Here is a 12,498-nt window from a genome sequence, read left to right as displayed (position 1 = left end):
CAGCCTGTGCATACGGAGGACGGCATGGGCAAGCAATGGCCGGCGCGCAGCTTCAAGTCGGGCAACAGCATCGCGATTCGCGTTCCGGCGGCACTCGGCATCGAGCCTAACCAGGACTGGACACTCGAGGAACGCGATGGCGAACTCGTGCTGCGCGTCAAGGAGGCGCCCAAGCGCAAGTTCCCGATCGACAAAGTCTGGGGCATCGGCAAGCACCTCGGCCTGAAGCCGATCGCTTCCGAAGATCGCGTGCTTAGGCATCGCCCGCTCCTCCGGGATGAAGATTACACGCCCGAGTGAGATACCTGCTCGACAGCAACATCATCATCGCGGCGCTGCGCGGCGCCCACCTTCCGCTCCGCGCGCGCATGGCCGCGTGTGACGAGGGCGATCTGGTGACCTCGTCCATCGTTTATGCGGAAGTCGCGCTCGGAGCGTTGCGAGGCGAAGCGCCGGCAATCGAGGTGCTGGATCAATTCCTCGCCGATGTGCCTGTGTTGAACTTCGATCAGCCGGCGGCGATGTCCTATGCGCGATTGCCCTTCGAGCGGGATCGCTATGACCATTTGATCGCTGGGCACGCCCTCGCGCTCGGATTGGCGGTGGCGACGGCCAATACGGAAGATTTCGAGCGCCTGCCGGGTGTTCGCGTCGAGAACTGGATGCGATGACTGCCTGCGTCCGGCCGCTAGCTCAGGTTGGCGGCGCACTGCGACAATGCTGAGGAGCAGCGAATGAAGCTATGTTCATGGGCATTGCTGATGGCGGCCGCATCAGCGCCGTTCGCCGCGCTGGCGCAAGTCGCACCCGCCGCTCAGCAGCAGCCCTCGCGCGCCGCCGCGATCGACGCCATCGCCCGCGTCGACGCGATCTTCGACGAACTGGTCCGCGAGCGCCGCGTCCCCGGGCTCGCCTATGGCATCGTCAAGGACGGCCGCCTTCTCCACGTCCGCGCGCTCGGCCTGCGCGATGCCGAGCGCGGCCTGCCCGCGACGCCCGACACCCGCTTCCGCATCGCGTCGATGTCAAAGGCGTTCACCGCCATGGCGAGCCTGAAGCTGCGCGACGCCGGCAAGCTGTCGCTCGACGCTCCCGCCGAGACCTATGTCCACCGCTTGAAGGGCTGGCGCTACCCGACCAGCGACAGCCCCAAGATCACCGTGCGCGACCTGCTCCACCACAGCGGCGGCTTCGTCGAGGACAATCCCTGGGGCGACCGTCAGCAGCCGCTGTCGGAGGACGGCTTCTCGGCCATGCTGGACGCGGGCGTCGCATTCGCCAACGCGCCCGGCATTCGAATGGAGTATTCCAATTTCGGCTATGCGCTGCTCGGCCGCATCGTCGGCAACGTATCGGGCGTGCGCTATCAGGACTATATCGGACGCCAGCTGCTCGCCCCGCTCGGGATGCGCAATTCCGGCTATGACATCTTCGCCAATCTGGGCGCAGAACGCGCGCGCGGCTTCCGCTGGCAGGACGAGACCTGGGTCCGCGAGCCGGACATGGCCGACGGCGCGTTCGGCGCGATGGGGGGGGGTGGAGACCACCGCCAACGATTACTGGCGCTGGGTGGCGTTCCTGCTCTCCGCCTGGCCGGCCCGCGACGGCGCCGATGCCGGGCCGGTCGCCCGCGCCACCGTGCGCGAGATCGTCCGCGGCTCCAATTTCACCGAGGCGCGCATGCGGCCGCCGTCGCTCGGCAGCGCCTGTCGTCAGGCGGTCAGCTACGCGATGGGGTGGAGCGTGGTCGACGATTGCGACCTCGGCCGCGTGGTCACGCATGGCGGCGGCTATCCGGGCTTTGGTTCTATCGTCATGATGCTCCCCGATGCCGGTGTGGGCATCTTCGCCTTCACCAACCGCAGCTATACCGGCGCCGGCCAGCAGGCGTGGCGCGCGCTGCTGGCGCTACGTGAGGTGGGGCTCGCACCCGATCGCACGGAGCCGGTCAGCACCGGCCTCACGGCGGCCTATGCGGCGGCCAAGACCGCGTGGAGCACCGGCGACCCGCAACGCGCGCCGCTCGCCGGGAACGTCCTTCTGGACCGCGACGCCACCCGTCGCCGCGCCGACATCGCCGCGCTCAAGGCAAATGTCGGCGACTGCTCGATGGCGGAGCCGGTGGTACCGATCTCGGCGATGGAGGGAAGCTTCACGTGGACCTGTGCCAAGGGTCGTGTCGCAGGCCGCGTCCAGCGCGCGCCGACACCGGCGCTCAGCCTGCAGGTGCTCGACTTTACCCCCGCGAACCGCTGAACCTGGGATGGCCTTCGCTGCCACCGTCCTCACTCTCTACCCGGAGATGTTCCCCGGCCCGCTCGGCCAGTCGCTAGCGGGCAGGGCGCTGCGCGAGGACCGCTGGCGTCTCGACGCGGTGCAGATCCGCGACTTCGCGCCCGATCGACATCGCTCGGTGGACGACACGCCCGCTGGCGGTGGCGCCGGCATGGTGCTGCGCGCCGACGTCGTCGCCGCTGCGCTCGACAGCGTGACGCATACCCGGCCCATCCTTGCCATGACCCCACGCGGTGCCCCGCTCACCCAGACCCGCGTTCGTACCCTGGCTTCCGGCCCAGGCGCGATCATCCTGTGCGGCCGGTTCGAGGGCTTCGACGAGCGGCTGTTCGAGGCCCGCGCCATCGAGCCGGTGTCGATCGGCGACTATGTCCTGTCGGGCGGAGAGATGGGCGCGCTCGTCCTGCTCGACGCTTGCGTTCGGCTGTTGCCCGGCGTAATGGGCGCGACGGAAAGCGGCGTGGACGAGAGCTTCGAAACGGGGCTGCTCGAATACCCGCATTACACCCGACCATTTTCATGGGAAGGGCGCACGATCCCCGAAGTGCTGCGATCGGGGGATCATGCGAGGATCGCGGCCTGGCGAAAGTCGATGGCCGAGACCGATACACGGCTAAGGCGGCCGGACCTTTGGGAGCGCCACGAGGGCGCTCGGGTCGGGTCGCCCTCTGGCGCGCGGCACGAAACGGACGAATGAAGACCATGAACCTGATCCAGCAGCTCGAGGCCGAGCAGATCGCCAAGCTGACCGCGGCCCGCGCCATCCCCGATTTCCGTCCCGGCGACACGCTGCGTGTTGGCGTCAAGGTCGTCGAGGGCGACCGCACCCGTGTCCAGGCTTATGAGGGCGTGTGCATCGCCCGCTCCAACCGGGGCATGGGCTCGTCGTTCACCGTCCGCAAGATGAGCTTCGGCGAGGGCGTCGAGCGCGTCTTCCCGCTTTACTCGCCGTCGATCGACGCGATCGAGGTGGTCCGCAAGGGCGCCGTCCGCCGCGCCAAGCTCTATTATCTGCGCGGCCGCACCGGCAAGTCGGCCCGCATCGCCGAGCGCCGCGATACCCGCCCCGCCAAGGGCACCGTCGCCGCCGAGTAAGCACTCGGGGGTCGTGTGGCCGCCGCGTGATCGAAAGTTCGCCGGTCAGGGGAACACCCTTGGCCGGCGGTTTCGTTTCAGGCTTCCGCCACCGCCGAGGTCGAACGCTCCAGCGGCCTGAACGGCAGCCGCTTGCCCGCAACGATCGATCGCCATGCCCACTCCACCGGTGCGATCGCATAGTACCGCACCCACCAGTTCGCGCCGATCAGCAGCACAGCGTTGATGGCCAGCGCGGTTACCATGAACTGCCACCAGCTCTGGTCGCCGTACAATGCTAGGCCCCAGGGCGGGTACAGCACCCACAGGCAGATTAGCGTCTGGGCGATATAGACAGACAGCGCGGTCTTGCCCGCCGCCTCGAACGGCCGCAGCAGCCGCGCCCCGACCACCGTCAGCACCAGCCAGTTGACCAGCGCAACATGGCCCAGCGTAGTCGCCAGCCGCGACACCTCCTGCGCGGCGTCGGGAAAGCGGATGAGATGGTCGAAGCGCGTCATCCCCCAAGTGCCCCAAACCCGGAACCCAAGCCCGATCGCATAGGCGACGATCACCAGATTGGCGTAGAAGCGTCGGCTCCGCGCGCCCTGGATGATGCCCAGCTTGTACAGCGCGGCGCCGATCAGCATCGTGCCCGCCGCCTCCCAGACGAACAGCAATTCCAGCCCTCGCACCTGGATGAACAGCCACGCGTCCCAGGCCGCTTGCGCCCAGCTGCGCCCGTCGCCGGTGCGGGTCTTGTCCTCCGCCGCCACCCGCGCGGCTGTCTCGGCCCGACGCTTCGCGCCAGCTGTGGCCGACTTGTTGTACTCGACCAGCGTGTTGCTCTCTGCCGTCGTGATCGGCTGCCCAGCCGCCTGCTTCGCCGCCACCGCCGCCAAGCCGGCATGCTGCCGGTTCGCCATCTCGACGCCGATGCCCGCGCCGACCAGCTGCAGCATCGCCAGCGACAGCCCGATGATCAGCAACCAGCGCACGCGAAAGTTGCGGAACAGCACCGCCACCAGTGCCGCCAAGCCATAGGTGTGGAGGATGTCGCCCGGCCACAGCAAGATCCAGACATGCGCCAGCCCGAACAGGAACAGCACGATGTTGCGCCACCAATAGGCGCGCAGCACCTGCCATTTGCCCAAGCTCGCCGCCCCGCGGTCGGTCAGGATCACCATGCCGACGCCGAACAGCATCTCGAGCAGGCAGCGCGCGGTGCCGTTGGCCAGCACCTCGCGCAACCACCAGACGATCTGGTCGGCCACGCCCCAGCCGAAATGGCGGAAGTCGCCGCCGAACAGGACGTGGATCGACCCGCCCATGTCGTTGATGTTCATGAACAGGATGCCGAGGATCGCGATCCCGCGCAGGATATCGAGTACCGCCACGCGGGCCGCGCCATCCGGCTCTGCGGGCGGCTGTACCGCAGGCATGGTCGCGTCGGTCACAGCATTATCCCCCTCGCGGCTCCCCCGAGCCAATGGTGTGTTAGACCGACGCTACACAGGCTGCAAGCACGCGTGCGTTGATGTTGCCTTCGGCCGGCGAATCGATTGAGTCTGCGATCGAGATCATAGCGAAGGTCGCCGTCGCCATCCGGCCGAACCGGGAGGATCAACGACAGCAGACGCCGGCGAAATAGGCCCGCCTATCGACCAACTCGTCGGCAAACAGGGTTATTAAGCTGTTCGTGGAACACTGCTCCGGCGCGTCGGTTCGCCTCGTTCGGCCTCGGTGACGACGGTCGCTGTTCTCCCGAACAGAAACTGAGCCCCGCCGTCACGGCGGGGCTCTTTTTTTAGGAGCGGTTGGCGGCTGCGGGGTGGCGCACCCTTGCGCCACGTCGGTGCAGGTTGTCAGCCCTCGAGCTGGGCGGCGACCTCGTCCATGGTGCCCACGACGAGCAGCGAGTCCCCTCCGACCAGGCCAACCTTGGTCTGCCCATTCTCCTCGTTACGCAGATAGGCCACGTTGGCCGCCACGACCCGGTAGTCGCCTCCGAACGATCTGAGTTCGACAAACTTCATGGCTGGTCTCCTGTCGCCGGGCGTGTCCTTCCAACTCGCTCGGGGGGTCAAGGTAGCGCTAGCACCCAAAGCCCGCGATCAGATTAACGGCTGACCGTGAGGCGGTCGCGCCGCCGTCACTGGTCCAGGAAGCTCCGCATCTTTCGGCTGCGGCTCGGATGCTTGAGCTTCCGCAAAGCCTTCGCCTCGATCTGGCGGATACGCTCGCGGGTGACCGAGAACTGCTGCCCGACCTCCTCCAGCGTGTGGTCGGTGTTCATCCCGATCCCGAACCGCATCCGCAGCACGCGCTCTTCTCGTGGCGTCAGCGACGCCAACACGCGGGTGACGGTTTCCTTCAAGTTGGCCTGAATCGCGGCATCGACCGGGATGACCGCGTTCTTGTCCTCGATGAAGTCGCCGAGATGCGAATCCTCCTCGTCGCCGATCGGCGTTTCGAGGCTGATCGGCTCCTTGGCGATCTTCATCACCTTCCGGACCTTCTCGAGCGGCATCGAAAGCCGCTCGGCCATCTCCTCCGGCGTCGGCTCGCGGCCCTGCTCGTGGAGGAACTGTCGGCTGGTCCGCACCAGCTTGTTGATCGTCTCGATCATGTGGACCGGGATGCGGATTGTGCGCGCCTGGTCGGCAATCGAGCGGGTGATCGCCTGACGGATCCACCACGTCGCATAGGTGCTGAACTTGTAGCCGCGCCGATACTCGAACTTGTCCACCGCCTTCATCAGGCCGATGTTGCCTTCCTGGATCAGGTCCAGGAACTGCAGCCCGCGGTTGGTGTATTTCTTGGCGATCGAGATGACGAGGCGCAGGTTCGCCTCGACCATTTCCTTCTTGGCGATCCGTGCCTCGCGCTCCGCCTTCTGCACCGTGTTGACGATGCGGCGGAACTCGACCAGCGCCATGCCGGTCTGCTGGCCGATCTCGCTGATCTCGACGCGGATGCGGTCCACCGCATCGGCCTCGTTGGTGGCGAAGGCGGTCCACTTCTTGTCGAGCTTGGCGGTCGATTGCAGCCAGGTGTCGTCCATCTCGTGGCCGACATAGCGGTCGAGGAAGTCCTTGCGCGGCACCTTGTGGCGCTCGGCCAGGCGCAGCATCTGCCCGCCCAGCGCGGTCAGGCGGCGGTTATAGGCATAGAGCTGGTCGACGAGATACTCGATCTTGCCGTTGTGGAACTGGACGCTCTCGACTTCGGCGGTCAGCTCCTCGCGCAGCTTCTGGTACTTGCGCTCGTCGCCGCCCGACAACTCGCCGCCGGCGGACATCGCCGACAGGCGGCTCTGCTGGACCTTGGAGAACTTCTTGTAGAGCGCGGTGATGTTGGCGAAGCGCTCCAGCGCCTGCGGCTTGAGCTGCTCCTCCATCTGCGCGAGACTGAGCGTGTTGTCCTCGTCCTCGTCGTCGGATGGACGCGGAGCGCGGCGCTCGGTCAGCTCCTCCTCGTCCTCGTCGGCGACGGCGACCTCCTCGGGCTCGGCCTCCTCCTTGAAGGTCGCGCCCGCGGTCTTTTCGCTAATCTCGCCGGTGTCGTCCTCGGCGCCCTCGACCTGCTCGGCGGACGGACCCTTGGACAGCATGGCGTCGAGATCGAGGATCTCGCGCAACTGCATGGTGCCTTCATTCAACTGCGTCGACCAGTCGATGATCGCGTTGAAGGTGATGGGAGATTCGCACAGCCCCAGGATCATCGTATCCCGGCCGGCCTCGATGCGCTTGGCGATCGCGATCTCGCCCTCGCGCGACAGCAGCTCGACCGCTCCCATCTCGCGCAGGTACATGCGGACAGGATCGTCGGTGCGGTCGACGACCTCCTTCTTCTTTTCGGGCGCAGGCGAATTGTCCTGCTCGACGTCGACGGTCTCGACCTCGTCCTCGGGCTGATCGGGCTCGTCGCCGTCCTCGCCGGCCTCGTCGTTCTCGACGATGTTGATGCCCATGTCGGACAGAGCCGCGCTGACATCCTCGATCTGATCGGAGGTCATCTCGCCCTGGGGCAGGGCTTCGTTGAGCTGGTCATAGGTGATGTAGCCGCGCTTCTTGGCGCGCGCGATGACCTTCTTGATCGTCGCGTCGTTGAGGTCGAGCAAGGGCTGGTCGCCCGTGTCGGGAGCCTCGGCCGTCTCGGTCGCCATAGCCTTCGCCGCCATTAACTTCCCTCGATTACAGCTTGCCGGGCGTCTTCGTTCGCCTGACATAGGTTTGCAAGGCGCAATTCCAACGCCCCTTTCTCTTTTACCAGCGCCACTTGCCGCTCGAACGCCTCGTCATCGAAACGCTGGCGCATCGCGTTCGTCGCCTCCGCCAGCGCCGCGTCCACCTCCGGGCCCGCGACCATGATCGCGATCGCCTCGTCCAGATCGGCGCTGGCCCGCAGCGGGTCACCATCGGCCTGGGTGAAGGAGTAGGGCATGGTGTCGGCCCGCAGCAGATCGGCGGCGATGCCGTCGAACCCGGACTTCGCCAATATGGTGCGAAGCGCAGCGCTATCAACCGCCTGATCCTCGATCCCGACATCGACCACTGCTTCGAACAGGCGGCCGAGCGCGCCGTCCGCGAGCTTGAGACTGCCCAGCACCTCCATGTGGCGGGCGATCTCTGCCGGGTGGCGGATCAGGCCGGCGAGCACGGCCTTGGCAAGGACGCGGTCGATACCGGCGGCACGGACCGCCTTGGCCTCGGCCGTGGCGGGGGCGATCGGTTCCTTCCAGTTGCTCTTAGCCCCCTTCTTGTAGGGTGCTCGCGGCATGAAGGGGCGGCGCTGCGGCGCGAACTGGGCGTCGAAACGGCGGCGGAAATCGGCGAGATATTCGGTGCGGACGCCGGGGTGCTGGATGCCTTGCGCGAGCTCGGTCAGGCGATGGCGCAGACCTGCGCGCTGTTCGGGGGTGTCGAGCGGTTCAGCCGCCAGTTCGCTGGTCCACAGGCGCTGGACGAGCGGCTCCGCGGCGCGGAGCACAGGCTCGATCGCTTGCGGGCCGCCCGCGCGGATCAGGTCGTCGGGGTCCTGGCCGGGCGGGAGGATCGCGAATTGGAGCGAGCAACCGGGCTGGAGCAGGGGGAGGGCGCGGTGGGCGGCGCGCAGGCTCGCCTTTTGCCCGGCGGTGTCGCCGTCGAAGCACAAGATGGGCACGTCGACCATGCGCCAGAGACGCTCCAGCTGCGCCTCGGTCAGCGCGGTGCCCAGCGGGGCGACCACCTCCGCGATGCCGGCGCGGGTGAGGGCGATGGTGTCCATATAGCCCTCGACGACGATCACGCGGGCAGTTTTGCGGGCCGCGGAGGCGGCCTTGTCCAGATTGTAGAGGGTGCGGCCCTTGTCGAAGAGGGGGGTGTCCGGCGAGTTGAGGTACTTCGGCTCGCCGTCCCCGATCACCCGGCCGCCGAACGCGACGACGCGGCCGCGCGCGTCCTTAATCGGGATCATCAGGCGGCCGCGAAAGCGGTCGTACGGCTCCTTCCCCTCGACCTGGATGAGCAGACCGGCCTCGACCAGCATGACGTCGCCGAAGTCGCGGAGCGCGGTGCGGAGCTTGCCGCGCGCATCGGGGGCGTAGCCGATGCCGAAAGCGCGCCGGGTCCGGTCGTCGACGCCACGGCGCTTGAGCAGTTCCTGCGCCTCACCGCCGTCGAGGCCGCCGAGTTGCTGCTCGAACCAGTCGGCGGCGGCTTGCATGACGTCGTGCAGCGACTTCGCGCGCTCCTGCCTCTCGGCCGCGCGGGCGTCCATCGCGGGCATCTCCAGCCCGGCCGCCTGGGCGAGCTCCTTGACCGCATCGATGAAGGGCAGGCCGCGCTGGTCGGTCATCCAGCGGATCGCGTCGCCATGCGCGGAACAGCCGAAGCAGTGGTAGAAGCCTTTGTCGTCGTTGACGTAGAAGCTGGGCGTCTTCTCGTTGTGGAACGGGCAGCAGCCGCGCATCTCGCGGCCGGCCTTTTGCAGCTTGGTCGTCTTGGCAATCAACGCCGAGAGCGAGGTGCGGGCGCGGAGCTCGTCGAGGAATTGGGGGGTGAGGGTCATGGCGCCGATTCGCTCATCACCCGGCCATAGCGGGCAAGCGCGGAATGGCGAAGTTGCCGAAGTTGCTGCAATTCACGGTAGTTCGCACCGCGGAAGTTGTCGAAGTTGCCGGCATTCACGTCTGTTCGCAGGCCCCGCCAATGAGAATGCGGTCGGCCTTCCGCGGCTGAAAGCCGGGTGACGATCGGGTAGCACCGCCCGCTCCTTGTAGGACAGCCCTTAGCTCAGCGCCGCCTTCACCAGCGCGCTCGCCTTTGACATGTCCAGTTCGCTGGCATGGCGCGCCTTGAGCTCCGCCATGACGCGGCCCATGTCCTTCATGGCGGTGGCACCGAGTTCCGCCTTGATCGTCTCGATCGCGGCGCGGGTCTCGTCCTCGGTCATCTGCTGCGGCAGGAAGCGTTCGATCACCGCGACCTCGGTCTCCTCGGCGCGGGCGAGTTCCTCGCGGCCGCCCTGGCGGTACATGGCGATCGACTCGCGGCGCTGCTTGACCATCTTCTGCAGCACTTCAACGACGAGCGCGTCGTCATCAGGGGCATTGGCCTGCGTGCGCGCCTCGATGTCGCGGTTCTTCACCGCCGCCTGGATCAGGCTGACGGCGTTGCGGGTGTCCTTGTCGCCGGCCTTCATGGCGGCGATCTGGGCGGCTTTGATCTGGTCTCGAATCATGCGCGGAGCCGATAGCATGGATTGACGCGGCCGGGGGTCGTCTCTAGCCGACGTGGCCTAGCGACATCGCTGTTCAAACCGGAGTGCCCGCCCGATCATGGCCGACGCCGCCTCTTTTCGCGCGCCCGATGGAGCCACCGGCGTGCTCGTGCTCGCGAGCGGCGAGGTCGTGTGGGGGCGTGGCTTCGGCGCGGAAGGCGAGGCGGTGGGCGAGGTGTGCTTTCACACCGCCATGACCGGCTATCAGGAGATCATGACCGACCCGAGCTTTGCCGGGCAGATCATCACCTTCACCTTTCCGCATATCGGCAATGTCGGCGCCAACCCGGACGATATCGAGGCGGACCGGCCGCATGCGCTGGGGATGATCGTGCGCGAGGACGTGACCGCGCCGAGCAATTTTCGGGCGGTGGAACGGCTGGATGGGTGGATGGCGCGGCATTCGCGGATCGGGCTGGCGGGTGTGGATACGCGGGCGCTGACGCGCCGCATTCGGGGTGGGGGTGCGCCCAACGGGGTCGTGGCGCATTCGGGTACCGGTGAGTTCGACGTGGCCGCGCTGCTAGCGATGGCGCGAAGCTGGCCTGGGCTGGAGGGCATGGACCTCGCCAGGGAGGTGTCGACCGCGACCCATTACGGCTGGGAGGGCGGCGTCTGGCGGCTGGGGTTTGGGTATGCTCCTGCCGCAGAGGAGTCCCCCTCCCGCTTGCGGGAGGGGCTAGGGGAGGGGATGTCCGCGAGCGACGCCCCCGTGACATTCCCTCCCCCAACCCCTCCCGCAAGCGGGAGGGGAGCAGAAGGCAACCCCTCCCGCGAGCGGGAGGGGAGCGCCGCGGCGGCGAGCGACAAGCCCCACGTCGTAGCGATCGACTATGGCTCCAAGCACAACATCTTCCGCAACCTGGCGCTGGCCGGCGCGCGGGTGTCGGTGGTGCCGGCGACGGCTTCGTTCGAGGACGTGATGGCGCTGGCGCCGGACGGGTTCTTCCTGTCCAATGGGCCGGGCGATCCGGCGGCGACCGGCGAGTATGCGGTGCCGGTGATCCGCGACATGCTGCGCACGCAGCTGCCGCTGTTCGGCATCTGCCTGGGGCATCAGCTGCTCGGGCTGGCGGTGGGCGCGACCACGACCAAGATGTTCCAGGGCCATCGCGGCGCCAACCACCCGGTCAAGCGGCTGAGTGACGGCGGGGTCGAGATCACCAGCATGAACCACGGCTTCGCGGTCGAGCGGCAGTCGCTGCCGGCGGGGGTGACGGAGACGCATGTGTCGCTGTTCGACGGCAGCAACGCGGGGCTGGAGCTGGACGGCGGCCGGGCGTTCAGCGTCCAATATCATCCGGAGGCGAGCCCGGGGCCACAGGACAGTATGTATCTGTTCCAACGGTTTGTGGGGATGATGGGGTGAGGATCGCCGTCGCCCTGACGGTCTTCTTCTTTATCCTGCAAGGATGCGGCAGCACGGTGAGCGCCAGCCATATCATCGTGGTGGATACTCTAGATTCCCAGCATGGTCGATCGTGCATGCGCAAACGCGCCGAGGAGAAGATCAACGAGTGCATCTTCGGCGAGGCTAAGAACTGGCGGATTGAAGTATCGATTGGACCCGGCCCACCAGGTATGCCCGGAGCTCACATCTTTTTGCCTGATGCGGGTCAGGTGCTCGATGTGATCGTGTCGCGGTGCAGGTTGGGCAAAGCCTTTCTGCAAAGTGCAACTGACGGTCAGGCCATGCTCTGGATCGGTTCGCCCGGGTTAACTGCGCAGCAATCTGGTTGCGTCCGTTCAATGGAGCGCCCCGGCCTTCGGCTCGTGAAAGAAGAGTAATGCCAAAACGCACCGACATTTCCTCCATCCTCATCATCGGTGCCGGCCCGATCGTCATCGGGCAGGCGGCGGAGTTCGATTATTCGGGGACGCAGGCGGCCAAGGCGCTGCGTGAAGAAGGCTACCGCGTCGTCCTGGTCAATTCGAACCCGGCGACGATCATGACCGACCCGGACTTAGCGGACGCGACCTATGTCGAGCCGATCACGCCGGAGATCGTGGCGAAGATCATCGAGAAGGAACGCGGCGACCGCGCCGAGGGCTTCGCGCTTCTGCCGACCATGGGCGGGCAGACGGCGCTGAACACCGCGATGGCGCTGGCCGACAATGGAACGTTGGAGCGTCTCGGCATCGAGCTGATCGGCGCCAACCGCGAGGCCATCGCCAAGGCCGAGGATCGGCAGCTGTTCCGCAACGCCATGGACAAGCTCGGCCTCACCAGCCCGCGCAGCCGCGTGGTGCGGAACCTGGACGAGGCGCGCGAGGCGATCGCCTTCATCGGCCTGCCTTCCATCATCCGGCCGTCCTTCACGCTGGCCGGCACCGGCGGCGGCATCGCCTACAATCGCACCGAGT

The 12,498-nt window shown here is 67.0% G+C and carries 12 protein-coding genes and 2 pseudogenes; 9 read left to right on the top strand and 5 right to left on the bottom strand.

Going from position 1 to position 12,498, the window contains the following annotated elements; translation table 11 throughout:
• Positions 1-24 precede the first annotated feature (24 nt).
• From VFQ64_RS03140 to rplS, 6 genes and pseudogenes are all read left to right on the top strand, one after another.
• A complete protein-coding gene (locus tag VFQ64_RS03140; RefSeq protein ID WP_325101843.1) occupies positions 25-300 on the top strand; it encodes an AbrB/MazE/SpoVT family DNA-binding domain-containing protein in 276 nt (91 codons plus the stop codon).
• Positions 297-671 carry a type II toxin-antitoxin system VapC family toxin gene (locus tag VFQ64_RS03135; RefSeq protein WP_325101842.1) on the top strand — a complete coding sequence of 125 codons (375 nt, stop codon included), beginning with the start codon at positions 297-299 and terminating at the stop codon, positions 669-671. Before VFQ64_RS03140 ends, VFQ64_RS03135 begins: the two co-directional genes overlap by 4 nt.
• A 63-nt stretch (positions 672-734) precedes the next feature.
• Positions 735-1,472, top strand: a pseudogene (locus tag VFQ64_RS03130) (serine hydrolase domain-containing protein); the annotation flags it as partial.
• The gene (locus VFQ64_RS03125) at positions 1,423-2,256 is read left to right on the top strand and encodes a serine hydrolase (RefSeq protein WP_325102108.1); all 834 of its coding nucleotides are present in this window, start codon (positions 1,423-1,425) and stop codon (positions 2,254-2,256) included. The pseudogene VFQ64_RS03130 and the gene VFQ64_RS03125, both read left to right, overlap by 50 nt.
• 7 nt (positions 2,257-2,263) lie before the next feature.
• Positions 2,264-2,992: a tRNA (guanosine(37)-N1)-methyltransferase TrmD gene (gene trmD, locus VFQ64_RS03120; protein WP_325101841.1), complete on the top strand. Its 729-nt coding sequence runs from the start codon at positions 2,264-2,266 to the stop codon at positions 2,990-2,992.
• A gap of 5 nt (positions 2,993-2,997) precedes the next feature.
• On the top strand, positions 2,998-3,390 hold the full coding sequence (gene rplS, locus VFQ64_RS03115; RefSeq protein WP_325102107.1) for a 50S ribosomal protein L19: 393 nt from the start codon (positions 2,998-3,000) through the stop codon (positions 3,388-3,390).
• A gap of 77 nt (positions 3,391-3,467) precedes the next feature.
• Here the strand turns inward: rplS and VFQ64_RS03110 are convergent, their stop codons facing one another.
• The 5 genes from VFQ64_RS03110 to VFQ64_RS03090 form a co-directional block, all read right to left on the bottom strand.
• Complete coding sequence (locus VFQ64_RS03110) at positions 3,468-4,826, bottom strand: DUF418 domain-containing protein (protein WP_325101840.1); 1,359 nt, start codon at positions 4,824-4,826, stop codon at positions 3,468-3,470.
• A gap of 408 nt (positions 4,827-5,234) precedes the next feature.
• The gene (locus VFQ64_RS03105; protein WP_325101839.1) at positions 5,235-5,405 is read right to left on the bottom strand and encodes a hypothetical protein; all 171 of its coding nucleotides are present in this window, start codon (positions 5,403-5,405) and stop codon (positions 5,235-5,237) included.
• 116 nt (positions 5,406-5,521) lie between these two features.
• The gene (gene rpoD / locus VFQ64_RS03100) at positions 5,522-7,552 is read right to left on the bottom strand and encodes an RNA polymerase sigma factor RpoD (RefSeq protein WP_325101838.1); all 2,031 of its coding nucleotides are present in this window, start codon (positions 7,550-7,552) and stop codon (positions 5,522-5,524) included.
• Positions 7,552-9,423, bottom strand: a complete 1,872-nt coding sequence (dnaG, locus tag VFQ64_RS03095) for a DNA primase (RefSeq protein ID WP_325101837.1) — start codon at positions 9,421-9,423, stop codon at positions 7,552-7,554. Before dnaG ends, rpoD begins: the two co-directional genes overlap by 1 nt.
• 219 nt (positions 9,424-9,642) lie before the next feature.
• Entirely contained in the window at positions 9,643-10,095 is a 453-nt protein-coding gene (locus VFQ64_RS03090) for a GatB/YqeY domain-containing protein (protein WP_325101836.1), read from the bottom strand.
• 97 nt (positions 10,096-10,192) lie between these two features.
• Between VFQ64_RS03090 and carA the strand changes: the two genes are divergently transcribed.
• The 3 genes and pseudogenes from carA to VFQ64_RS03075 form a co-directional block, all read left to right on the top strand.
• Positions 10,193-11,503, top strand: a complete 1,311-nt coding sequence (gene carA / locus VFQ64_RS03085) for a glutamine-hydrolyzing carbamoyl-phosphate synthase small subunit (protein WP_325101835.1) — start codon at positions 10,193-10,195, stop codon at positions 11,501-11,503.
• Positions 11,500-11,922, top strand: a complete 423-nt coding sequence (locus tag VFQ64_RS03080; protein WP_325101834.1) for a hypothetical protein — start codon at positions 11,500-11,502, stop codon at positions 11,920-11,922. The genes carA and VFQ64_RS03080 overlap by 4 nt, the downstream gene beginning before the upstream one ends.
• Positions 11,922-12,498, top strand: a pseudogene (locus VFQ64_RS03075) (carbamoyl phosphate synthase large subunit); the annotation flags it as partial. The gene VFQ64_RS03080 and the pseudogene VFQ64_RS03075, both read left to right, overlap by 1 nt.

It is taken from the genome of Sphingomonas sp. (assembly GCF_035714405.1).
In the GTDB taxonomy this organism is placed as follows: domain Bacteria; phylum Pseudomonadota; class Alphaproteobacteria; order Sphingomonadales; family Sphingomonadaceae; genus Sphingomonas.
Note: the sequence above shows the minus strand (reverse complement) of the source record. Positions and strands in the feature narration are given on the sequence as shown.

Coding starts and splice junctions, on each gene's coding strand:
- VFQ64_RS03140 (WP_325101843.1), top strand. CDS start 25: ATGGGCAAGCAATGGCCGGCGCGCAGCTTCAAGTCGGGCAACAGCATC.
- VFQ64_RS03125 (WP_325102108.1), top strand. CDS start 1,423: ATGACATCTTCGCCAATCTGGGCGCAGAACGCGCGCGCGGCTTCCGCT.
- trmD (WP_325101841.1), top strand. CDS start 2,264: ATGGCCTTCGCTGCCACCGTCCTCACTCTCTACCCGGAGATGTTCCCC.
- rplS (WP_325102107.1), top strand. CDS start 2,998: ATGAACCTGATCCAGCAGCTCGAGGCCGAGCAGATCGCCAAGCTGACC.
- VFQ64_RS03105 (WP_325101839.1), bottom strand. CDS start 5,405: ATGAAGTTTGTCGAACTCAGATCGTTCGGAGGCGACTACCGGGTCGTG.
- rpoD (WP_325101838.1), bottom strand. CDS start 7,552: ATGGCGGCGAAGGCTATGGCGACCGAGACGGCCGAGGCTCCCGACACG.
- dnaG (WP_325101837.1), bottom strand. CDS start 9,423: ATGACCCTCACCCCCCAATTCCTCGACGAGCTCCGCGCCCGCACCTCG.
- VFQ64_RS03090 (WP_325101836.1), bottom strand. CDS start 10,095: ATGATTCGAGACCAGATCAAAGCCGCCCAGATCGCCGCCATGAAGGCC.
- carA (WP_325101835.1), top strand. CDS start 10,193: ATGGCCGACGCCGCCTCTTTTCGCGCGCCCGATGGAGCCACCGGCGTG.